The following is a 20,983-nucleotide window of genomic DNA, read 5'->3' as shown; positions in this document are numbered from 1 at the left end:
GAAGCGAAATGGAACAGAACACCAGCGCAACAACTAACACCGAGTCGGCACCTGCTACACCAGTAGTTGCAGACGAGACTTGTGCAAAACCACCTCGGGATATCGGTGAACAACCCGAAGCGCCGGAAGATACACCAGGCGATCACGACAAAGTGAAAACGCCCTGCTCCACCGTTTATGGCAGCGCCATTTACGACACTGAGAATGAATCATTCTGGTTGCTGCCGGAGCGAACCAATTCGGCACTGAAAGAAGCTTCCAGCGATCTGGAACAAAAAGTTAGCTCTACCAAGTCACCCGAAGAGCGCAAAAAAGGGCTCTACGAATCCGGTCTCTTGGAGTATTTCCTCGAACCCAAGCTGGCAAACTTTCTTGAGGGTGAAGAGAAATCCCGGATGCTGGAGATCGAAACTCAACATCCCAACATAAGTAATCTGGACGCGGCCCTGCTTGAATCGCAACAGAGCAGGAAAGCCGCAGCACCAGAAGCAGAAGCAGAAGCACCTGCAACGCCTCTCACGCGCCTCGAACAGGATCAGATCAAAAGAAACGAATTGATGTCCGCCCGTGAAGACGCTACTCGCGTGCACGGCATGCACAGTGAATGGAAAAAGCTCAAGCGTACGGCCATTGCCGCCGCGACGGAAAAAGGCTACGCGTACGAAAGCGGCAGTCTTTATGCGCCGAAAGCCATAGCCGCTCGTGAAGCCGTTCAAAAATATCTGAAAGCACGAGAAGCGCTGTTAGAAGACAAGGATCTAACCACGTTAACATCGGCAGAACTCGCCCCGATGCTCGCTCAGGACAAAAAGCGGATAGATGACATCGCGATGTGCGGCACCAATAATCAGTTGATGCTGTGTACTTATGTGCGTGACCAGGAAATCAAACGCAAGGAAAGGAAAGCGACTTATAACGCTTATCTGGATGCCATCACCGATGTTGCTCAGTACGGAATTGCCTTGCCCGAGTTCGCACTGATCCCCGAAGGGGGAGCAGTCGAGGGTGGCGTCGACTTGTTCAAGCAGTATCTGGCACTAGAGAAAGAGCAAAAAGAGGTCAATGAACGCCTCAGTACCAAATACAAAAGCTGGATCGAGGCAAGTGGACGACAAGCCAAGGCGCCCACCAACCTTGTCACCAATGAGCGCACCGCCTGGGATCGGCTGCAAGCATCAAAAGAAACACTACGGCTCCAGGCTGAAAACAATGTGGAAACGGCGACTGTTCGCCGTCATCTGTTGTGGGAGCCAGAACAATTTCAGGCAAGACCTGAAGAGCGTTTGATCAAGAACGGCTTCCCGCTGGCCGAGATGAGCATGGCGGACAGCCTGAAAAAACCTCTGACCTATCTCAGCATGTATTCGCTGCCACGAATCAAACAGACCGTTAAAGATGACTGGAAGAAAGTTGGCGCCAAGGTCAAAGATCTGGCGAAGCGTCCGGGCAATAGTGATGGAAAAGCAACGACCGACACTGAGCTGAGCTTGTTCGGACAGTGGCTGAAAGACGAAGGCGCTTTGAGGATCAAGGATCAGGAAAGCGATTGGTTCTCCTCCGAAGGCTGGTTCGAGATCGAAAAATTCAACGCCTATCTTGAAAGCAAAAAGTACAAGGTTACGGCGCTGGAGAGCGCTGGAACGCGTAAAGAATGGGGAGACCGGTTGCAGCAAGTGTTGTTCAAGGACAACGTTCGCAAGACCTTCCGCATTTTCGACATCACTCCGCAGGCACAGTTGGTTCGTTGCCTGATGCCTTCCACCACGAAGATCATCCATTCGTCGACAAAAGTAGAGGGGCCTGATTGGACATTGGCCGAAGGATTCCAGGCCTCGGCGAAGGCGACCTTTGCCGTTGACCTTGCCAGGGGTGAAGTCGAACTCTTCAAAGTCGACTTGCCAGACCGCGCCAGCGCTAAAGATATCGTTATCACCTACCGAAACGCCGAAGACATACAGCAGAAGATGAACCTCGGACGTTTTTCGCTCTATCTAGGCGCGAAGGCTTGGGGCTACGCCGGAGCATCGTTGCTGCTTTCTTCGGAAATTGCATTGGATGTCAGCAACGCTGGCTTCCATTTAGCGCCTCCGGAACCAGTCGTTCGCAACCCCGATAAGCGCAGCTACGCGAGAACTGAAAAAAGTGGCCAAATTAAAAGAGCTCCTGAAACGCTACAGATACAGGATGGCGCAAAAGCCGCATTCAATCTGTTCGCAGGCCTGCAAACCGGGATCATGGTCACCGGAGCGCTAAACTGGGCTCCCCCCTCCGAAGTAGCCTTGCTAACCAAAGCGCCCGTTGCCGGCAAAGCTGCCGGAATGAAGGCCAGCGAATGGTTTAGCCTTGCGCGTTTGACCGTGGAACTCAATGCCGCAGCCGGTCTCGGTGCGAGGGCTGAAGCCAGTATTTCCTTGCACGAGGGGCGTCTGGTTCTGGTGCTCAAGGCCGCATTGATAGCCGGCCCCGGCGTAGGAGGCTCCTTCAAGTTCGAAGTGGGGTACGACGCCGTCACTGAGTTGCTTAACATGTTCCGTAGAGAACTGTACAAAAACAATCAAAACCCGATTTTTGTCATTGAAGATGAGACGTACGCTTACTTATCCAAAATGAATTCGCTTGCTATCTCCGGCTTCGATGTAGGGATGATTTATCTCATGGGGGTAGATGCAGTGATGAGCCTTTATGAAAGCTTGACCTCCACTGGAAAAGGAGGACTGATCGCAGACACGATTATGTTTTATGACCAACAAGCAGAAATCGAGGAGTGGTGTGTCAACGCGATCCCAGGAGCACTTGGCCCTCTGCTCATGACGTTAATTAGTCCGCCAGAAGGATTCACTATCAACGCGTCATCCCCTTCGAACCCATCAAATAAAGAAGAACGAAAATACAGCGCCGATGAGGCTCATCTAATCCAACAAAGAGCGATCGAAAGAATATTAGCGTGGATAGTAAATAACGCTCAAAAGCAAAACTGTCTGGACAAAGCGCAGAGCCAATTCGTAGAGATCTGCATGAGCATGAACAAGTTCGGCTTGAAACCGAAGAACGCAGATCAAAAATACTGTGAAAGCCGCTTGGATCTTGATAATTTCATGAATGAAGCAGTGTTGCGCCTCGTGGAAATTGATGGTGACCGAATGCGCGAACGATACTCATCCCACGTCAAGTTACTAGGTGCAAAACGAGACAGCTTCTGTCAGCGAACTCAGTATTACGGGCGTACCTATATCCCCTCCGGCAAAGCCACCTATGTTGGCACTCCAAAAACAACCATTTAGCTCGGAACCCTCATGTTAATCAAAACAGCACTTTCGCTATTGATGTTTTTCACGCTCAACTGCTATGCAAACACTGAACTGACAAAAGAGCAAAGCTCGGCGAAAAACACTGGGATTATTTTATATAACCAATACAAAGCCACTTCTGCGATCCCTTTTTTAACAACAGCAGCAGAAGCGGGCGACTCCGAAGCACAATATTATTTAGGAGAGTCTCTTCGAAAGAAAAATCATTACATGAACAATGAGGCCAGAAAATGGTATGAAGCATCGGCAGGTCAGAACAATCTTTATGCCATGATCCAATTGGGCCGCATTGAGCACGACATGTGCGAAATATCCAACGACTGCCCCACTTCGCAGAAACAAGCAATTGATTGGTTGAATCAGGCAAAAAATATAGCTCAAGAAAAAGCCGAAGCTGGAGACGCGGAGGCGATGTACATAATGTATGAAATCACGCTAGATGATACTTGGCTTGAAAGATCCGCCGTTGCGGGAGATGCATTTGCACAGTACTGGATGGCGGTTTCCGTCAAGCAAGGCGATGGCTTTTTCCTGCCTTGGAAACGAAGAGAAGCAGTTGAAAAATGGTTTAAGCTTTCGGCTGAAGGCGGCTACCCCAAGTCAATGATGAATTATGCCGCCATTTTATATGAACGAGGTGATGTAGAAGGCTATCGCCATTGGGTCGAAAAGACAGCGCTAACGGGGTATGCAACTACTGTTTTCGGCTACGGCTCGGATTTGGCACATGAGCCTGACAGATTTGGATTTCCGCTAGATTTAATTAAGGGGTACGCGCTTTTATACTGGCTGTCCGAGCTCGACGGGGGTGGTGGCATGAAGGAAAATGTTGAGTACACGCTACCTCGAATCGCCGCTAAAATGACTGCTGAACAGATTGAAGCAGCAAAAAAGTTTTCTCAAGAATGGGCTGCGTCGCACCCTCCTCTCTCTTTTTTTCCTGACAAACTTAGCCGTTGATCACCATGAAACTTCCTATCGCAGGTTTTTTGCTAGTCGCTTTTAACCCCGCCGCACTGGCACTAAGTGACTACAAACTTGCAATGAAATATCGCGACATAGTTCTTTACAATCATTTTAAAGCTGTTTCAGCGCCTCCTCTACTGAGAATAGCGGCAGAGGCTGGAGACCATGAGGCACAATATTATATAGCTGAGTCATTGCGACAAAAAAATAGCTATATGAATTCTGAAGCAAGAAAGTGGTATGAAAAGGCAGCTACAAAAAATCACCAAATTTCACAGTATTTGTTAGCTAAAAGCTACCATCAGGGGGACGGTTTTTTTCTTCCATGGAAACGCTCAGAAGTTGTCGAAAAACTATTCAAAGCTTCAGCTGAGGGTGGGTACCCGCCTTCCATGATGGAATACGGAGCCCTTCTTTATGGAAAAGATGATATTGAAGGGTTCCGTCATTGGAATGAGCAAGCAGCTTAGCAAGTTACGCCACAAAGGTTTATGGTTACGGCTCTGATCTTGCTCATGAGCCAGACACGTATGGATTTCTATTCGATGTCGTTAAAGGTTATGCGCTCGCTTACCCGAAGAAGCTAGACGGCGGTGGGGGTTTACAAGAAAGAGTGGAGAGCAAGCTACCAAAAATTGAAGCGAAGATGACAGCTGAAAAAATTTCAGAAGGCAAACAACTTGCGAAAGAATGGAAGGCTACTCACGCCCCACTTTCCTTCTACCCAGACAAATTAAGTCGCTAAAAACTAAATCTATCATTATCCTCTTTCTGACAAGTTAAGCTGATAGAACCCATGAAGTATTTGGCCATTTTTCTGCTACTCATGACATCACTTCCTTCTTACGGGGAAGCCCAACTGGATGCACAGCAGAAAATCGCTAAAAACAAAGGCATTGCACTTTACAACCAGTACAAGGCCACTTCAGCCATCTCCTTTTTAACAATTGCTGCAGAGGCTGGCGATCCTGAAGCTCAGTATTATTTAGGCGAAGCTCTTCGAACAAAAAATCACTATATGAACGCAATTGCCAGAAAATGGTACGAAGCGTCTGCGAACCAAAACAACCTATATGCAATGATTCAGTTAGGGCGTATAGAGCAAGATCTATGTAACATATCAAGTGACTGCCCCCTTCGCAAAAAACACCTGCAGAGTGGTTAAATCAAGCAAAACAGTTAGCCCGACAATAAGCTGACGCGGGTGACGCAGAAGCGATGTACCTGATGTACGAAATAACGCTAGATGATATTTGGTTAGAAAAGGCTGCATCTTCAGGAAATGCTATTGCGCAATACTGGGTGCCAACTTCATTGAAACAAGGTGAGATTTTTTTACTTCCATGGAGGCGAAGTGAGGCGATTGAAAAATGGTACAAACTTTCGGCTGAAGGCGGCAATCCTAAGTCAATGATGGAGTTGGCGGTTCTTCTTTTTGAGAAGGGGAATATTGAAGGCTTCCGGCATTGGAATGAACAAGCGGCAGTTACGGGTTATGCAGAGTTCATATATGGATACGGTTCATACTTGGCTCACGAGCCTGACACCTATGGCTTTCCTTATGAGCCTGTACAGGGATACTCGCTCATTCACTCCCTAAGCATCTTGGATGGTGGTGGAGGAATGCAGGAAAACGTTAAATACAAGCTTCCGCTTATTGCTTCCAAGCTAACCCCTTCGCAGATATTAGAAGCCAAGGAACAATCAAAAAAATGGATATCAACGCATCCACCCCTGTCTTTTTTCCCTGACAAGCTAAGCCGTTAGATTATTTTATTCAAAACAGTGGCGCAAGAATCATACAAACGGGAGGAGTAGATAGCTCGGAGTTAGCCCAGCGCCGTCCTACTCCCGTTTTTACTAGCCCATCAAACCGGCGCCTTCCAACTCAACATCTGCTGCTGCGCCACCTGCAGCAAATCATTGCCATCCTGCGTCAACAGGTAAAGTGCATGGGTGATGTGTGGAATGTCTTGCACGTCGGCGTGCTTGAAGCACAGGCAATGCAGGGTTTCGAGCAGGTCGGCGGCGGCGCGGATGCGCTGGACGGCGGCTTCGAGGATGTCTTTCGGGTTGGCTTGGGTGTCGATGAGCAGTGTCGGGGTTTCGGTGACGTTGCTGCTGAGGGGGAGATAGCGGTTTTGTAGCAGTTTGATTATTGGCATATTGATTACTCGATTGTTTCAAAAGTAACCGCCGACACCGTGACCAAACGATGGGAGGCGGGCCGTGTACAGGCTTGGTCAACCGAGAACAATCAACTCAGCTCGCCCGAAGGCGTCCTGCACACGGCCGCCACAGCTATGCACTTCACGGTCAAAGAACTCCGCGGTGCAAATGATGGCACATATGCAATCGATTATTCCCGGGTGACCAAACCCGAACCACTGATTTTGCAGCGGCAACCGACAATAACCGCCCTGCTCCAACCGCCGAAAGCAGACAAAGCACCAGCCTTTGTAGGAATTCGCCAAACCTTCCAAAGAAAACCGCCGCACTCCCTGACAGCCGGCGTTCAGCTCGGTTAACCATCCCTTAACGCCGTGGTCAAAAACTCTACTGAACCGCACGCCCTCAGCCATTCTGGCTGTTGCCCAGTGCGGCAGGTTCGGGTGAATCACGCCGAACTCTAGAACCGCCACTCGGGAGTCCTTTCATGAACATTCGTCCTTTATTGCTCAGCGTCGCCCTCGCCTGCACCGCGTTCGCCGGGCTGGCCCAGGCCAATGACACCTCTGCCACGTCCAAAGCCGTGCCGTATGAGTACGGCATGCCGCTGCATGTGGCCAAGGTGGTGTCGTTGACCGAGCCGCCAACACAAACGTGCAAAGTGGTTACGGCCGATATGAAGTACATCGACAACGCCGGTAAGCCTGAGGAAATCAGCTACCGGAAATTGTCTGACGCGTGCAACTTCCAGAACTGACAGAAACGTCTGATTTGCGGGTTTGCGGTAGGCGTGGGGTGTTTCGGCGGTTATGCTCGGAGCCCTCCTCACTGCCGCAAGGATTCGCCATGCAGTTGTCGTTTCGCACGTTGTCGGGTCTCACTTCTTCGTTGTGTTTTCTGTTGGCGCTGGCCTGGGGCTTTGTCCCGGACATGCTGCTGGCGATCTGGAGCATTGAATATTCCGAAGGGGCCGGATTTGTCGCGCGGCGCAGTGCGGTGCTGTTTGCGGCGTTGGGAGTGATGTTTTATCTGGTGCGCAATGCACCGCCGTCGCTGGGGCGCAATGCGCTGAGCAACGGGTTTATCGTCGGTTGTTTTGGTTTGGCGGTGCTGGGTTTTGCGGAATGGCTGAACGGTCATGCCGGCCCCGGGATTTTGCTCGCGGTGCTGGTCGAGTTCGCGCTGGGCCTTGGTTTTGTGCAGGCCCGGCGCGTGACGGTCGAACTGGGTGAAACGGTGCGTTAGACGACTCTGGAGCGTGGGCTGTAGTGATGTTGCACAGTTTGCTGGTTCAGATCCGAGCGCAGCCCGGCGATCAGTTCGTTGATTTCACGACAGCCATTGAGATGGCTGGCGTCGATGCCACTGACCAGCAGATCGACCTGATCGGTCTGGTGATCGCCGAAGACCTTGACGGTCATCGACAAGTCCGGCGATAGCGTGCACTGGCAGCGTTTCGGCAGAAAACTGCTTTCAATGATATTGCGTAGTTCCAAGGCAGACAGAAACATGGCGAAACCCTCTCCTTACTGTGAGATGCCAATCAAGTATTCACGCTGACCGTTGCTGCCCCTGCACGGGTGTGTCCCCGCTGTTTCCCTGGTGCGACAAGCGGTGGTACTGCGAAATGCCCATTGGAGTGTAGGCGCCCAAGGCCGGTGCGCCGCACTGAAAAGACGCATAAAGCGTGCCTTTCATCGGTTCATTTTCACCCTCATGAAATCAAGCACTTGGCGGCGGTGCCAGCATTTGGCTACTTGCAAATTGCAAGAATGGACCCTGCCGGCACTGCATTTTGCAACTCGACGCTGGTTTGCAATCACGGCCCATGACGGTAAGAATGCCCGTCATCCACCCTACACCCGCACGGAGGCTTCCATGGGTTCTTTACGCGTTTACGCGACCACCGGTTTGTTCATCGCCAGCCTGTCCACCCTCGCCCACGCCGCCAAGCTTGAAGACGTCGCGCCGTTCCCGAAGGCTGAAGCCGGGTTCACCCGCCAGGTCATTCACTTGCCCAAGCAAGAGCAGGAAGAAAACTTCCAGGTGGAAATTCTCGCCGGCAAAACCCTGGAAGTGGACTGCAATCGCCAGCGTTTGGGCGGCGTTCTCGATGAGAAGAATCTTGAGGGCTGGGGTTATCCGTTCTATCGCCTGGAAAAAGTCATCGGGCCGATGAGCACGATGATGGCCTGCCCGCCCGGCAGCCAGAAGAAACGCGCATTCGTGCCGGTCGTCGGTGACGGTTTCATGCTGCGTTACAACAGCAAGTTGCCGGTCGTGGTGTATGCGCCGTCTGACGTCGAAGTGCGTTATCGCATCTGGTCGGCGTCGGACAAAGTCGGTACAGCCCTGCAGGAATAACCGGAACAAGGAGTGCTTCGTTTGATTACCTGCCACGTCCGATATGTCATTGATCCCTACCAATTGCCTGAGTTCGAGGCTTACGCCAAGGCCTGGCTCGGCATCGTCGAGCGCTTGGGCGGCACCCATCACGGCTACTTTTTGCCGTCCGAAGGCGCGAGCAACATCGCTTATTGCCTGTTCAGTTTTCCGTCGCTGGCGGATTACGAAAGCTATCGGCACATCGCGATGACCGATCCGGAAAGCACCGCACTGGTGGCCAGCCTGGTCGAGAAGAAGTTCATCGTCAGCTACGAGCGCAGCTTCCTGCGCCCGTTGCTGTCGTAAACCTCATCATGCCGAGACGCCGCACATCGCGGCGCGCTCGGCGACATGGCGCAGGCTGTCGAAGTTGATATTGGCGCCCGAGTCGATCGCCACGAATGTCTGCTCGCGCACCCCGGTTCGCGCTACGTACTGCTTGATCCCGGCCACGGCCAAGGCGCCGGACGGTTCGGTGATCGAGCGGGTATCGTCGTAGATATTCTTGATCGCCGCGCAGAGATCGTCGTTGCTGACGGTGATGACTTCGTCGACGCAAAAGCGGCAAACCTCAAACCCAAACGCGCCAATCTGCGCTACCGCCACGCCATCGGCGAAGGTGCCGACATTGGGCAGCACCACGCGCTGATCTGCTTCGAGCGCAGCCTTCAGGCAAGCTGAGTGTTCAGATTCGACGCCGATGATCCGTACTTCCGGGCGCAGGTATTTGACGTAGGCCGCGATGCCGGCGATCAGACCGCCGCCGCCCACCGGGATAAAAATCGCATCCAGCGAACCTTGATGCTGGCGGAGGATTTCCATCGCCACGGTGCCCTGCCCGGCGATCACTTCCGGGTCATCGAACGGTGAAACGAAGGTGCGCCCAGTCTGTTGCGCCAGTTGCAGCGCATGGGCCAGTGCGAACGGGAAACTCTCGCCGTGCAGCAATGCTTCAGCGTCACGACTGCGCACACCCAGCACTTTCAATTCTGGCGTTGTCGCCGGCATGACGATGGTCGCTGCAATCCCCAGTTCGCGTGCTGCCAATGCCACGCCTTGCGCGTGATTGCCAGCCGATGCGGTGATTACCCCCCGCGCCCTCTGTTCGTCGCTCAATTGCACCAATTTGTTGTAGGCGCCACGGATCTTGAAGGAGAACGTCGGTTGCAGGTCTTCACGCTTGAGCAGAATCCGGTTGCCCAGCGCCTCCGACAGCGCCGGCGCCGCTTGCAAAGGCGTGCGCACCGCGAGGTCGTACACCGGCGCGGCGAGGATCTTTTTCACGTAGTGCTCAAGCAAGTTTTGCTGATCGGGGCTGTGCGGCATGGTCGTCTCCTGACATTTTTCAAAACCCCGGAGACAGAAAGTAAAAACCCGCCTCTAGGGCGGGTTGGGTGCTGCAGTCGTGAGCTAGCCCGCCAAATGAGGAATGGCGGTAATAATCATTGGCTGGCAACGCGATACAGTCGAAGTCATAGACTGGAAATTAGCCTGCACGGTGCTGGCAAGTCAATGGCCAATTTTGCGTGGCGACGTTAGTCTGGCGACTCTCTCATCACACCAAGGAAGGCTTGCATGATGTCTATCGCCCTGCCCCTCACGGCTTTACTCGCTTTCAGCGCTTACACCGTTTCAGTGATGCTCCAGGCTGAACAGTCGTTGATCGACTTTGGCATCAGCCTGATGTCGCGGCCCGACACAGCGCAGGTGGTGATTGATCTGTATCTGCTGGCGACTCTGGCCGGCGTATGGATGGTCAAGGATGCCCGGTCGCGTGGGCAGTCGGTCTGGTCGGTGGTGCCGTATTTGTTGCTGACGGCGGTTTTTGTCTCGGTTGGGCCGTTGTTGTATCTGGTGGTGCGCGGGGTTCGCGAACGGCGGAAGGCGGTGGCAAAGTGCAGCCAGATACTATGAACACCTGAAACCCCTGTAGGAGTGAGCCTGCTCGCGATAGCGGAGTGTCAGCCAAAGATGAGGTGACTGACACTCCGCTATCGCGAGCAGGCTCACTCCTACACTGGAATGTCGTGGCATTCAGCCCTTTTTTACGGCGACGAACGCGGCGGTTTCGTAAGGCACCGTCACCACATCCCTACCACGCAGTTCCGGCTCGGCGGCAATCAACGCGCGAAGCTGCTCATCAACCTTCGCCCGCTGCGCATTCGGCAGCGCGGCGATGAAACTGGTCGAGCGCACGCGGTTGAAAATCACGTCCTCCGGCGAACCGGTATGGCCATGGTGAAACCGTTCGACCTGCAGAGGCGCGAACGCCGGGTGCGGAAACACTGTGCGCCAGGCGCCGGTGTAATAGCGTGGCGTGTCACCTTCCAGTGCGTTGACGATGGCGTCCAGTTTCGGCACCCAGCTGACCTGGGTGTCGCGCAGATTCCAGATCAACCCCAACTGGCCACCGGGCTTGAGTACCCGGGCGATTTCGGTCAGTGCTTCGGTGCTGGCGAACCAGTGAAACGCTTGCGCGCAAATCACCACATCGACTGAAGCGTCCGGCAACGGCAGATCAGTCGCCGTGCCGTTCACGGCCAGCACATCGGGCCAGGCGTCAGACAGCTTTTCCAACATCTGCGGCACCGGTTCAACCGCGATCACTTGTGCGCCGGTCGCCACCAGCCGCCCGGTGAACTTGCCAGTACCGGCGCCCAGATCGATCACGGTTTTATGCCCATCCAGGCCCAGCGTCGCGGTCAACCATTGACTGACTTGCGGCGGATAGTCCGGCCGCCCTTTGACGTAGGTGTCGGCGGCGGTTTTGTAGCCGGCAGCGGCTGAGTGATGGATTTGGTCGGTCATGGCAACGCTCCTTACGGCAAAACATCGGATCGACGGCAGACGCTCCCGAGCATAGCGCTTGAATTTACGCTGAACTTGAACAGTCACTGATAAAGCGATGAATAAAAATTCACCCTGTGGTGTTCAAAGTGAAACATAACCCCCTGTGGAGCCTTGCCCATGACTATCCGTTCCGTTATGTTCGCCGCCCCGTTTCTGCTGGTCGCCGCGATGTCCAGCCAACTGGCCTTGGCCAATGGTGATGAAGAAGCGCCGGTGCAGAAACCCGAATGCCCGAAAGGCCAGGTCTGGGACAGCAAAACGCAGAAGTGTGTGATGCAAGTCAGCAAAGCACTTTCGGATGCCGACCGTACCGATTATGCCTATCGCCTCGCCAAGGTCGGTCGCTACGAAGAGGCCCTAGCGCTGCTCGACACACTGAAGCAACCGAACACTGCCAAGGCCCTCAACTATCGCGGATACGCCACACGCAAACTGGGGCGCACCGACGAAGGCATCGGTTATTACCTGCAATCGGTGAAACTCGATCCGCAGTACGCGCAAGTGCGCGAATACCTCGGCGAGGCCTATGTGATCAAAGGTCGCGTCGATCTGGCGCAGGAACAGTTGCAGCAGATCAAATCGATTTGCGGTATGTCCTGCGAGGAATACCAGGATCTGGCCGAAGCCATCAACGATTCATCGAAAACCTGAGCACATATAAGGGCCGTCATCATCGTCAACGATCAGGCATTCAGAACAGAACTCGGACAGCATCTGGCGCGACTGTGGCGCTATGGTCTGCTGTTGTCGCGCAATCGGCACGTGGCCGAGGATCTGGTGCAGGCCACGTGTGTGCGGGCGCTGGAGCGCGCCAGTCAGTATGTGGCCGGCACGCGCATGGATCGCTGGTTGCTGAGCATTCTGCATTCGATCTGGCTCAACGAAGTGCGCGCTCGTCGCGTGCGTCAGGGGACGGGACAGGTCGATGCCGATGGTCAACTGGCGTTCGACGGTGAGTACGCCGCGCAGACGCACGTGATGGCGGCGCAGGTGATTCGCCGAGTGGACGCGCTGCCGGAAACCCAACGCGAAACCGTGTATCTGGCCTATGTCGAAGGCTTGTCCTACCGCGAAGTCGCCGAGATCCTGCAAGTGCCGATCGGTACGGTGATGAGTCGCCTGGCCACCGCACGGCTGAAACTCGCCGAATACCCGCCGTTGCAAGCAGTGCCTAAACCCACCGAAGGAGACCGTTCATGAACACGCCTTCGGATGAACAACTGGTCGCCTACCTCGACGGCGAACTCGACCCTGAGTACCGCGATCAGCTGGACAATGCCATTGCTGAAGACTCGCTGCTGAGTCTGCGCGTGCAATGGCTCAGCCGCAGCAATCTGCCATACAAGAACGCCTATGACGAACTGGCGCAACAGGCGCCGCTCGATCGCCTGCAGGCGCGGCTGGATGCGATGCCTTCACCGCAGCGTCCGGGCTTCAACCGCCGCTGGTTTATCGCTGGCGCCGCCGCAGCGCTAGTGGCCGGCGGGGTGTTGGCCGACCGCTTGTTCCTCGGCTGGCATGCCGCACAATCGAATAACTGGCGAGGGTTGGTGGCTGATTACATGGCGCTGTACGTGCCGCAAACGCTTGATCATCTGCCCACCGACGACGCCGCACAACGGGCACAACTGCGCACGATCGATGCGCGCCTGGGCCTCAATCTTTCACCTGCCGCGTTGAAGTTACAAGGTGCCGAGTTCAAACGGGCGCAGATGCTCGAATACGACGGTGTGCCCATCGCGCAGATCGTATATCTGGATGCGAAACATGGGCCGTTGGCGCTGTGTGTCACGCGCTCGAACCGCGGCAGTCAGCCGTTGGCCCATGAGCGTCGACGTGAGATGAACGTGGTGTATTGGACTGAACGTGAACACGCGTGGATGCTGATCGGACACGACGCCCCGGTGGCGCTGGAAGACAAGGCAAAACTGTTGAACAGCCGTTTAAACACCGGATAAATGCTGCACTATTCTGGGTGAGTGATTTTTCAAGGACTCCACGATGCCTGATTCTTCCCGTTCTGCCTTACTGGTTATCGACGTTCAAAACGACTTCACCCCCGGCGGCCAATTGGCAGTACCGGAAGGTGACCTGATTGTGCCGCTGATCAACCGGCTCGCCCGTCAGTTCACCCAGGTCGTCGTTGCACAGGATTGGCACCCCACCGGCCATGCCTCATTCGCCTCCAGTCATCCCGGACACCAGCCCTACGATGTCATCCAGTTGCCTTATGGCGAGCAGACACTCTGGCCCGACCACTGTGTGCAATCGACAGCAGGGGCCGAGTTTCACCGGGGACTCGACTTGCCTCATGCCCAGTTGATCATTCGCAAGGGCTGCAATCCTGATATCGACAGCTATTCAGCCTTTCTGGAAGCCGATCGCCGAACCACCACTGGGCTGGCCGGCTACCTCAAAGAGCGCGGGATCGATACGGTCTACATGGTGGGGCTGGCACTGGATTTCTGCGTGATGTTTTCGGCGCTGGATGCACGGGCGGCGGGGTTCAATGCCTACGTGGTGCTGGATGCGTGCCGGGCGATCGATCTGAATGGATCACTGGCGGCAGCAATTGAACGGATGCAGGACGCCGGCGTCGGGTTGATTCAATCGACTGAACTGATCTGAACAACCACAGCCCCCTTTGGGAGCGAGCCTGCTCGCGAAGGCGGCCAAGTATGCGTTGACTGACCCGACGCCTTCGCGAGCAGGCTCGCTCCCACAGGGATATTTTCAGCGTCATGTAGCTCAGGCGTTATTGGGCAACCACAACCGGAAGCGTGCCCCGCCCAACGGTGAAGACTCTACGGTCAACGTGCCGCCCTGCGCTTCCAATGCGCGACGACTGATCGCCAGGCCCAGGCCAAACCCGCCGGTGGCGCGATCGCGGCTGCGATCCAGTCGATAGAACGGCTCGAAAATCCGCTCCCGCTCGTCATCGGGAATACCGATGCCGTCATCATCGACCCAGATCTCACAGCCCTCGGCATTGACCTGCACACCAATCTGAATGCGCTTTTCGCAATAGCGCATGGCGTTGCGCAGCAGGTTCTGGATCGCCCGCGCGGTCAGGCGTGGGTCGAGGGAGAAGCGTTCGAGCTGACCGTGCAGCAACACGTCGATAACGATCTCCGGTGATTCCAGCTCTTCATCGACACTGCCCAGAATGCTGTCGATGAACTCGTCCAGCGACACCTCGACCTGCTCCGGCAGTTGCGCCGGATTCTGCAAGCGGCTGTAAGAGAGCAACTCCAGCACCAGTTCATCCAGCTCGCGAATGTGCGCGACCAGTCCCAGCAAGCGCTCGCGGCTGGCGGTCGGCAAGTCATCGGACAAAGCCAGCGCCAAGCCGAAATCCAGGCGCGTCAGCGGTGTACGCAATTCATGGGACACGGCGTTGAGCAGATCGCGTTGCTGATTGAGCAGGTTTTCGATATCGCCGGCCATGGTGTCGAAAACATTGGCGAGGCTGCCGATGTTGGAGCTCTGGGCGATTTTCGTGCGTTCGCTCAAATGCCCCTTGCCGAAACGTTCGGCGGTGCCTTTGAGGCGTTCCAGATCACGCCAGTGCGGGCGCAACCACATCAGCAGGCAGGCGAGCAGGCTCGCGCCGATCAGCACGTTGATGCTCCAGTACAACAGATTGACGTCCATCGGATCCGGCGGCACGACCATTTGCACGGCGGTGGTGTCGTCCAGCGGCGTCACCGCCAGCGTGCGCCAGCCCCAGTCGCCGATACGCACAACGTTTTCGCCACGGCGCAGGCGCTGCTGCTCGATGGCGGTGAACTCGGCATCGTCGATGCGCGCCAGGACGATGTGCAGCGGCTGGAAATCCTTGTCCATCGACGCCGCCAGCGCCGGCCACTGCTCATGCGGCACTGCATGAAACTGGCGGGTAATCAGCGATTGCAGGCCGCGCGAATAGTCGAGGTTGTAGGTGACGAAGCGATCGCGGAACGCCATGACCACCAGATCCGGCACCAGATAGATCGCCGCGCTGTACGAGACGATCGTCACCAGATACAGGCGAAACAGGATGCGAAACATCAGCTCAGCATTCCCACTCGGAACGGCTGAACAAATAGCCCTTACCCCACACGGTCTTGATCTTGCGCGCTTCGCCGGCGTGGTCGTCGAACTTGCGGCGCAGCTTGGAAATCGCCACGTCCACCGAACGGTCAGTGCCGTTGAATTCGATACCGCGCAGGCGTTGCAGGATCTGATCGCGGCTTAACACTTCGCCGGCGTGACGGGCCAGGACCACGAGCAGGTTGTACTCACCGCTGGACAACTCGACCGGTTGATCACGCCAGGTCACGGTGCGCTCGGACAGGTCGATGCACAGATTGCCCATGAGGATGCGGTCATTGGCGGTCAGCGGTTCGCCGAGGCTGCTGCGGCGCAACAAGGTGCGTACCCGTGCCAGCAACACGCGCGGTTCGCAAGGTTTGGTGACGTAATCGTCGGCGCCCATTTCCAGGCCCAGAACCTGATCGTGGCTGTCGTCGCGGGCGGTGAGCATCAGGATCGGCAATGTCGCTGAATCGGCACGCAGTAAACGGCAGACTTGCAGGCCGTCGAGGCCGGGCAGCATCAGGTCGAGAATCACCAGATCCGGCGGATTGACCCGCGCCCGTTCGCGCACGTGGTCACCACGGCCGATCACGCTGACGGAATAACCGTTGCGCTCCAGGTAGCTGGAAATCAGTTCGGCGAGGGCGGTGTCGTCTTCGACCAGGAGGATGTTGGGCATGGGTGATCCAGAAAGTGCTGTGGCGACTGATAAGGCCCATTCGCGAGCAGGCTCGCTCCCGCACTTGGAATGCGATTCCTTGTGGGAGCGAGCCTGCTCGCGAAAGCTATCTATCTGTCGCAATAAATTTCAAGACCTGAAGGATATACGCCCTCGCCCATCCCTGAGCAAAACCCTTACACAATTTCACACAGCGCCTACAAAGCTTCACCGCTAATCTCGGCGTCTGCCCGTAGGATGCGGACATCAATATTGGGGGTTGTACATGTCGAACAAACTGCTGGCCGGGCTCGGCCTGATCGCGATGGCGCTGACACTGAGCGCCTGTGATTCGTCCTCGAAGGCAGAGGATCAGACGCCACCGGCCACGGTGCGCATCGAGACGATCGAAGCGCATCCCCTGACGCTCAGCAGCGAACTCAGCGGCCGCATCGCCGCGCCGCGAATTGCCGAAGTGCGCGCACGGGTGGCCGGAGTGGTCTTGCAGCGCACCTTCCGCGAAGGCAGCGACGTGAAAAAGGGCGACGTGCTGTTCCGCATCGACCCTGCACCGTTCAAGGCTGACCTCGACAGCGCCGAAGCCGCGCTGCGCAAGGCCGAGGCCAATGCGTTCCAGGCCAAACTGCAAGAGCAGCGCTATGCCCAGTTGATCGACGACCAAGCCATTAGCGGCCAGGACTACGACAACGCCCGCGCCAATGCCCGGCAAACCGCCGCTGACGTTGCGGCCAACAAGGCGGCCGTCGAACGGGCGAAACTGAATCTGGGTTATGCCACCGTCACCGCGCCGATTTCCGGGCGTGTCGGTCGTGCACTGGTCACCGAAGGCGCACTGGTCGGGCAGAACGAAACCACACCACTGGCGCTGATCCAGCAGCTCAACCCGATTCACGCCGACCTCACCCAGTCGACCCGTGAACTCAACGAATTGCGCCGCGCGTTCCGCTCCGGGCAGTTGCAGGAAGTCGGTCAGGATCAGGTCAAAGCCACGCTGATTCAGGATGACGGCAGCCTCTACCCGCTGCCGGGCAAGCTGCTGTTCAGCGACATCACCGTCGACCCGGGCACTGGTCAGATCATCCTGCGCAGCGAATTCCCCAACCCGGACCTGGATTTGCTGCCGGGCAGTTTCATTCGCGTGCGTCTCGAGCAGGCAACCATTCAGAACGGCATCACCGTGCCGCAACGCGCCGTGCAGCGCGACAGCGCCGGCATTGCCCAAGTGCTGACCGTCGATGAGCAAATGCGCGTCGCCGAGCAACCGGTGCAACTGGGCGCGGTGCAGAACAATCGCTGGATCGTCACCGGCGGCCTCAAGCCCGGCGACCGCATCGTCATCGAAGGCCTGCAACATGCCCGTCCCGGCGAAACCGTGCAGATCGACGACACCCCTCTTCCACTTGCCCAGACCTCTGGTCAGTAAGCAGGACGCTTTTCTATGCCGCAGTTCTTTATCGACCGCCCGGTGTTTGCCTGGGTCGTCGCATTGTTCATCCTGTTGGCCGGTGCGCTGGCCATCCCGCAGTTGCCGGTGGCGCAGTATCCCGATGTCGCCCCGCCGCAGATCGAAATCTACGCCGTGTATCCCGGCGCCTCGGCGCAGACCGTCGATGAAAGTGTGGTCAGCCTGATCGAGGAAGAGCTCAACGGCGCCGATCACCTGCTGTACTTCGAATCGCAAAGCAGCCTCGGCAGCGCGACGATCAAAGCCACGTTCCAGCCGGGCACCAACCCGGAGCTGGCGCAGGTTGACGTGCAAAACCGTCTGAAAGTGGTCGAGTCGCGCTTGCCGCAAGCGGTGAATCAGCAAGGTCTGCAGGTCGAAAAAGTTTCGTCCGGTTTTCTCTTGCTGATCACCCTGACGTCCAGCGACGGCAAGCTCGATGACGTGGCGCTCAGTGATTATCTGGCGCGCAACGTGATGAACGAGATCAAGCGTCTGGAGGGCGTCGGCAAGGCGCAGTTGTATGGCGCCGAGCGGGCCATGCGCATCTGGATCGATCCGCAGAAGCTGATCGCTTTCAACCTGACGCCGGCTGACGTCAATGAAGCCATCGTCGCGCAAAACGCTCAGGTCTCCGCCGGCAGCATCGGCGACCTGCCCAATCCGTCGAACCAGGAAATCACCGCGACCATTCTGGTAAAGGGTCAGTTGTCGACGCCGCAAGAGTTCGCCGACATCGTGCTGAAAGCCAATCGCGACGGCTCGACCGTGCGCATCGGTGACGTCGCGCGGGTCGAAATTGGCAGCCAGGAATATCAGTTCGGCACGCGCCTCAATGGCAAACCGTCGACCGCTGTCGGCGTGCAGCTGTCGCCCGGTGCCAATGCGCTGAACACCGCGACCCTGGTGCGGGCGAAGATGGATGAGCTGGCGCGCTACTTCCCGGCGGGCGTGGAATACAAGATTCCGTACGACACCTCGCCGTTCGTCAAAGTCTCGATCACCAAAGTGGTTTACACCTTGGGCGAAGCGATGTTGCTGGTGTTCGCGGTGATGTTCCTGTTCCTGCAGAACGTGCGTTACACGCTGATCCCGACACTGGTGGTGCCAGTGGCGTTGATGGGTACATTCGCGACCATGCTCGCGCTGGGCTTCTCGATCAACGTGCTGACCATGTTCGGCATGGTGCTGGCCATCGGCATTCTGGTGGACGACGCGATTGTCGTGGTGGAGAACGTCGAACGGATCATGGCCACCGAGGGCCTGTCGCCCAAGGAAGCCACGCGCAAGGCGATGACGCAGATCACCGGCGCGATCATCGGCATCACCCTGGTGCTGGTCGCGGTGTTTATTCCGATGGCGTTCATGCAAGGTTCGGTCGGGGTGATTTACCAGCAGTTCTCGCTATCGATGGCGACGTCGATTCTGTTCTCGGCGTTCCTCGCCCTGACCCTCACGCCGGCACTGTGCGCGACACTGCTCAAGCCGATTGCCAAGGGTGAGCATCATGAAAAGTCCGGGTTCTTCGGCTGGTTCAACCGCCGCTTCGAGCGCCTGACCGATCGTTATCAGGGCTGGGTCGGCTATGCGCTGAAACGCAGCGGTCGTTATCTGCTGATCTACGTGGTGCTGCTGATCGGGTTGGGTCTGTGCTTCGCGCGCCTGCCCTCTTCGTTCCTGCCGGTGGAAGATCAGGGTTACACCATCACCGACATTCAACTGCCGCCCGGCGCCACCAAGAATCGTACGGTGGCGGTGGCTGAACAGCTTGAGGCACATAACGCCGGCGAGCCAGGGATCAGTGACAGTGTGGTGATTCTCGGTTTCAGCTTCTCCGGTAGTGGCCAGAACGCGGCTTTGGCATTCTCGACGCTGAAGGACTGGTCACAGCGTGGCAGTGATGATTCCGCCAGCTCGATTGCTGATCGCGCCAACATCGCGCTGAGTGAAATCAAGGACGCCATGGCGTTCTCGGTACTGCCACCGCCCGTGGATGGCCTCGGCACGTCCAGCGGGTTCGAGTTCCGCTTGCAGGATCGCGGTGGTCTTGGCCATGCGACCTTGATGCAGGCGCGAACTGAACTGCTCGCGGCCGCCGAGAAGAGCAAAGTGCTGATGAACGTGCGTGAAAGCGCACTGGCCGAAGCGCCGCAGGTGCAATTGGTCGTGGATCGTAAACAGGCCAATGCCCTGGGCGTCTCGTTTGCCGACATCGGCAACGTGCTGTCCACTGCGGTCGGCTCCAGCTACATCAACGACTTCCCCAATCAGGGGCGCATGCAGCGCGTTGTCGTGCAAGCCGAAGGTGATCAACGTAGCCAGGTGGCCGATCTGCTGAAAATGCACGTGCGCAACAACGCCGGGCACATGGTGCCGCTGTCTGCATTCGTACAGGCCAACTGGATTCAGGGCCCGGCGCAGTTGACCCGTTACAACGGCTATCCGGCGATTGCGATTTCCGGTGAACCGTCACCGGGGCACAGTACCGGCGAAGCCATGGCGGAAATCGAACGTCTCGTTGCACAGGGGCCGAAAGGTCTGGGTCAGGAATGGACCGGCCTGTCGTTGCAGGAACGCTTGTCTGGCAATCAGGCGCCGATCCTGCTCGGTCTGTCGCTGCTGGTGGTGTTCCTGTGTCTGGCGGCGCTGTACGAGAGCTGGTCGATTCCGACTTCGGTGTTGCTGGTGGTGCCGCTGGGTGTGCTCGGCGCGGTACTGGCGGTGACGTTGCGCGGGATGCCCAATGATGTGTTCTTCAAGGTTGGCCTGATCACCATCATCGGTCTGTCGGCGAAGAACGCGATCCTGATCATCGAGTTCGCCAAGAGCCTGTATGACGAAGGTCACGACCTGATCGATGCAACGTTGCAGGCGGCGCGTTTGCGTCTGCGGCCGATCGTGATGACGTCGCTGGCGTTCATTCTTGGCGTGGTGCCATTGGCCATTGCCACCGGCGCCAGCTCGGCGAGCCAACAGGCGATCGGTACTGGCGTGATCGGCGGGATGATTACCGCAACGCTGGCGGTGATCTTCGTGCCTGTCTTCTTCGTCGTGGTCATGAAACTCGTACAACGATTCACCAAACCCCACTGATCCAAACTGTAG

General features: G+C 56.5%; 22 protein-coding genes and 1 pseudogene. 16 read left to right on the top strand and 7 right to left on the bottom strand.

Going from position 1 to position 20,983, the window contains the following annotated elements:
* The first annotated feature begins 8 nt into the window (after window positions 1-8).
* From ACZZ0A_RS10230 to ACZZ0A_RS10210, 5 genes are all read left to right on the top strand, one after another.
* Entirely contained in the window at window positions 9-3,281 is a 3,273-nt protein-coding gene (locus tag ACZZ0A_RS10230) for a hypothetical protein (RefSeq protein WP_007912137.1), read from the top strand.
* A gap of 12 nt (window positions 3,282-3,293) precedes the next feature.
* Complete coding sequence (locus tag ACZZ0A_RS10225) at window positions 3,294-4,268, top strand: tetratricopeptide repeat protein (protein WP_007912139.1); 975 nt, start codon at window positions 3,294-3,296, stop codon at window positions 4,266-4,268.
* 5 nt (window positions 4,269-4,273) lie between these two features.
* The gene (locus tag ACZZ0A_RS10220; RefSeq protein ID WP_338010054.1) at window positions 4,274-4,744 is read left to right on the top strand and encodes an SEL1-like repeat protein; all 471 of its coding nucleotides are present in this window, start codon (window positions 4,274-4,276) and stop codon (window positions 4,742-4,744) included.
* A 326-nt stretch (window positions 4,745-5,070) separates the two neighbouring features.
* Window positions 5,071-5,439 (top strand): SEL1-like repeat protein, encoded by a 369-nt coding sequence (locus tag ACZZ0A_RS10215; protein WP_081498739.1) that lies wholly within the window; start codon window positions 5,071-5,073, stop codon window positions 5,437-5,439.
* 62 nt (window positions 5,440-5,501) lie between these two features.
* Window positions 5,502-6,041, top strand: coding sequence for an SEL1-like repeat protein (locus ACZZ0A_RS10210; protein ID WP_007912145.1), 540 nt, complete (start codon window positions 5,502-5,504; stop codon window positions 6,039-6,041).
* 101 nt (window positions 6,042-6,142) lie between these two features.
* On the opposite strand, the gene ACZZ0A_RS10205 is transcribed toward ACZZ0A_RS10210, so the two are convergent.
* Window positions 6,143-6,439, bottom strand: a complete 297-nt coding sequence (locus tag ACZZ0A_RS10205) for a hypothetical protein (RefSeq protein WP_007912147.1) — start codon at window positions 6,437-6,439, stop codon at window positions 6,143-6,145.
* A gap of 78 nt (window positions 6,440-6,517) precedes the next feature.
* Window positions 6,518-6,916: a hypothetical protein gene (locus tag ACZZ0A_RS10200; RefSeq protein ID WP_007912149.1), complete on the bottom strand. Its 399-nt coding sequence runs from the start codon at window positions 6,914-6,916 to the stop codon at window positions 6,518-6,520.
* Window positions 6,917-6,930: 14 nt separating this feature from the next.
* Between ACZZ0A_RS10200 and ACZZ0A_RS10195 the strand changes: the two genes are divergently transcribed.
* Both ACZZ0A_RS10195 and ACZZ0A_RS10190 read left to right on the top strand, forming a co-directional pair.
* Complete coding sequence (locus ACZZ0A_RS10195; RefSeq protein WP_007912155.1) at window positions 6,931-7,200, top strand: DUF2790 domain-containing protein; 270 nt, start codon at window positions 6,931-6,933, stop codon at window positions 7,198-7,200.
* Between the two features lie 89 nt (window positions 7,201-7,289).
* Window positions 7,290-7,688, top strand: a complete 399-nt coding sequence (locus ACZZ0A_RS10190; protein WP_007912156.1) for a hypothetical protein — start codon at window positions 7,290-7,292, stop codon at window positions 7,686-7,688.
* On the opposite strand, the gene ACZZ0A_RS10185 is transcribed toward ACZZ0A_RS10190, so the two are convergent.
* Window positions 7,685-7,954, bottom strand: coding sequence for a DUF1652 domain-containing protein (locus ACZZ0A_RS10185; RefSeq protein ID WP_007912157.1), 270 nt, complete (start codon window positions 7,952-7,954; stop codon window positions 7,685-7,687). The two genes, ACZZ0A_RS10190 and ACZZ0A_RS10185, sit on opposite strands and share 4 nt — an antisense overlap.
* 367 nt (window positions 7,955-8,321) lie before the next feature.
* Between ACZZ0A_RS10185 and eco the strand changes: the two genes are divergently transcribed.
* A complete protein-coding gene (gene eco / locus ACZZ0A_RS10180; protein ID WP_007912158.1) occupies window positions 8,322-8,807 on the top strand; it encodes a serine protease inhibitor ecotin in 486 nt (161 codons plus the stop codon).
* Window positions 8,808-8,828: 21 nt separating this feature from the next.
* Window positions 8,829-9,134, top strand: coding sequence for an NIPSNAP family protein (locus ACZZ0A_RS10175; RefSeq protein ID WP_007912159.1), 306 nt, complete (start codon window positions 8,829-8,831; stop codon window positions 9,132-9,134).
* A gap of 24 nt (window positions 9,135-9,158) precedes the next feature.
* Here ACZZ0A_RS10175 and ilvA read toward each other — a convergent pair.
* Window positions 9,159-10,154: pseudogene (gene ilvA / locus ACZZ0A_RS10170) on the bottom strand (threonine ammonia-lyase, biosynthetic); the annotation flags it as partial.
* A 249-nt stretch (window positions 10,155-10,403) separates the two neighbouring features.
* Between ilvA and ACZZ0A_RS10165 the strand changes: the two are divergent.
* Window positions 10,404-10,742, top strand: coding sequence for a DUF2834 domain-containing protein (locus ACZZ0A_RS10165; protein ID WP_007912161.1), 339 nt, complete (start codon window positions 10,404-10,406; stop codon window positions 10,740-10,742).
* Window positions 10,743-10,862: 120 nt separating this feature from the next.
* On the opposite strand, the gene ACZZ0A_RS10160 is transcribed toward ACZZ0A_RS10165, so the two are convergent.
* A complete protein-coding gene (locus ACZZ0A_RS10160; protein WP_007912162.1) occupies window positions 10,863-11,636 on the bottom strand; it encodes a class I SAM-dependent methyltransferase in 774 nt (257 codons plus the stop codon).
* A 159-nt stretch (window positions 11,637-11,795) separates the two neighbouring features.
* On the opposite strand from ACZZ0A_RS10160, the gene ACZZ0A_RS10155 reads away from it, so the two are divergent.
* From ACZZ0A_RS10155 to pncA, 4 genes are all read left to right on the top strand, one after another.
* The gene (locus tag ACZZ0A_RS10155) at window positions 11,796-12,329 is read left to right on the top strand and encodes a tetratricopeptide repeat protein (RefSeq protein WP_007912163.1); all 534 of its coding nucleotides are present in this window, start codon (window positions 11,796-11,798) and stop codon (window positions 12,327-12,329) included.
* 63 nt (window positions 12,330-12,392) lie between these two features.
* Window positions 12,393-12,878, top strand: coding sequence for an RNA polymerase sigma factor (locus ACZZ0A_RS10150; protein WP_414894951.1), 486 nt, complete (start codon window positions 12,393-12,395; stop codon window positions 12,876-12,878).
* Window positions 12,875-13,636 (top strand): anti-sigma factor family protein, encoded by a 762-nt coding sequence (locus ACZZ0A_RS10145; RefSeq protein WP_007912167.1) that lies wholly within the window; start codon window positions 12,875-12,877, stop codon window positions 13,634-13,636. Before ACZZ0A_RS10150 ends, ACZZ0A_RS10145 begins: the two co-directional genes overlap by 4 nt.
* A gap of 43 nt (window positions 13,637-13,679) precedes the next feature.
* Entirely contained in the window at window positions 13,680-14,306 is a 627-nt protein-coding gene (gene pncA, locus ACZZ0A_RS10140; protein ID WP_007912169.1) for a bifunctional nicotinamidase/pyrazinamidase, read from the top strand.
* A 120-nt stretch (window positions 14,307-14,426) separates the two neighbouring features.
* Here pncA and ACZZ0A_RS10135 read toward each other — a convergent pair whose 3' ends face one another.
* A complete protein-coding gene (locus ACZZ0A_RS10135) occupies window positions 14,427-15,728 on the bottom strand; it encodes an ATP-binding protein (RefSeq protein ID WP_007912170.1) in 1,302 nt (433 codons plus the stop codon).
* A gap of 4 nt (window positions 15,729-15,732) precedes the next feature.
* The gene (locus ACZZ0A_RS10130; protein ID WP_007912171.1) at window positions 15,733-16,434 is read right to left on the bottom strand and encodes a response regulator; all 702 of its coding nucleotides are present in this window, start codon (window positions 16,432-16,434) and stop codon (window positions 15,733-15,735) included.
* A gap of 265 nt (window positions 16,435-16,699) precedes the next feature.
* On the opposite strand from ACZZ0A_RS10130, the gene ACZZ0A_RS10125 reads away from it, so the two are divergent.
* On the top strand, window positions 16,700-17,857 hold the full coding sequence (locus tag ACZZ0A_RS10125; RefSeq protein ID WP_007912173.1) for an efflux RND transporter periplasmic adaptor subunit: 1,158 nt from the start codon (window positions 16,700-16,702) through the stop codon (window positions 17,855-17,857).
* A 15-nt stretch (window positions 17,858-17,872) separates the two neighbouring features.
* Window positions 17,873-20,971: an efflux RND transporter permease subunit gene (locus ACZZ0A_RS10120; protein ID WP_007912175.1), complete on the top strand. Its 3,099-nt coding sequence runs from the start codon at window positions 17,873-17,875 to the stop codon at window positions 20,969-20,971.
* The last annotated feature ends 12 nt before the right edge of the window (window positions 20,972-20,983 follow it).

It is taken from the genome of Pseudomonas sp. AC242 (assembly GCF_979258655.1).
This window is presented reverse-complemented; position numbering and strand designations above follow the sequence as displayed.

Bases quoted from the DNA above. Each gene is read 5' to 3' on its own strand.
- ACZZ0A_RS10185 (WP_007912157.1), bottom strand. From the start codon at position 7,954: ATGTTTCTGTCTGCCTTGGAACTACGCAATATCATTGAAAGCAGTTTT.
- eco (WP_007912158.1), top strand. From the start codon at position 8,322: ATGGGTTCTTTACGCGTTTACGCGACCACCGGTTTGTTCATCGCCAGC.
- ACZZ0A_RS10230 (WP_007912137.1), top strand. From the start codon at position 9: ATGGAACAGAACACCAGCGCAACAACTAACACCGAGTCGGCACCTGCT.
- ACZZ0A_RS10225 (WP_007912139.1), top strand. From the start codon at position 3,294: ATGTTAATCAAAACAGCACTTTCGCTATTGATGTTTTTCACGCTCAAC.
- ACZZ0A_RS10165 (WP_007912161.1), top strand. From the start codon at position 10,404: ATGATGTCTATCGCCCTGCCCCTCACGGCTTTACTCGCTTTCAGCGCT.
- ACZZ0A_RS10190 (WP_007912156.1), top strand. From the start codon at position 7,290: ATGCAGTTGTCGTTTCGCACGTTGTCGGGTCTCACTTCTTCGTTGTGT.
- ACZZ0A_RS10125 (WP_007912173.1), top strand. From the start codon at position 16,700: ATGTCGAACAAACTGCTGGCCGGGCTCGGCCTGATCGCGATGGCGCTG.
- ACZZ0A_RS10195 (WP_007912155.1), top strand. From the start codon at position 6,931: ATGAACATTCGTCCTTTATTGCTCAGCGTCGCCCTCGCCTGCACCGCG.
- ACZZ0A_RS10220 (WP_338010054.1), top strand. From the start codon at position 4,274: ATGAAACTTCCTATCGCAGGTTTTTTGCTAGTCGCTTTTAACCCCGCC.
- ACZZ0A_RS10130 (WP_007912171.1), bottom strand. From the start codon at position 16,434: ATGCCCAACATCCTCCTGGTCGAAGACGACACCGCCCTCGCCGAACTG.
- ACZZ0A_RS10135 (WP_007912170.1), bottom strand. From the start codon at position 15,728: ATGTTTCGCATCCTGTTTCGCCTGTATCTGGTGACGATCGTCTCGTAC.
- ACZZ0A_RS10120 (WP_007912175.1), top strand. From the start codon at position 17,873: ATGCCGCAGTTCTTTATCGACCGCCCGGTGTTTGCCTGGGTCGTCGCA.
- ACZZ0A_RS10205 (WP_007912147.1), bottom strand. From the start codon at position 6,439: ATGCCAATAATCAAACTGCTACAAAACCGCTATCTCCCCCTCAGCAGC.
- ACZZ0A_RS10160 (WP_007912162.1), bottom strand. From the start codon at position 11,636: ATGACCGACCAAATCCATCACTCAGCCGCTGCCGGCTACAAAACCGCC.
- pncA (WP_007912169.1), top strand. From the start codon at position 13,680: ATGCCTGATTCTTCCCGTTCTGCCTTACTGGTTATCGACGTTCAAAAC.
- ACZZ0A_RS10155 (WP_007912163.1), top strand. From the start codon at position 11,796: ATGACTATCCGTTCCGTTATGTTCGCCGCCCCGTTTCTGCTGGTCGCC.
- ACZZ0A_RS10215 (WP_081498739.1), top strand. From the start codon at position 5,071: ATGAAGTATTTGGCCATTTTTCTGCTACTCATGACATCACTTCCTTCT.
- ACZZ0A_RS10210 (WP_007912145.1), top strand. From the start codon at position 5,502: ATGTACGAAATAACGCTAGATGATATTTGGTTAGAAAAGGCTGCATCT.
- ACZZ0A_RS10145 (WP_007912167.1), top strand. From the start codon at position 12,875: ATGAACACGCCTTCGGATGAACAACTGGTCGCCTACCTCGACGGCGAA.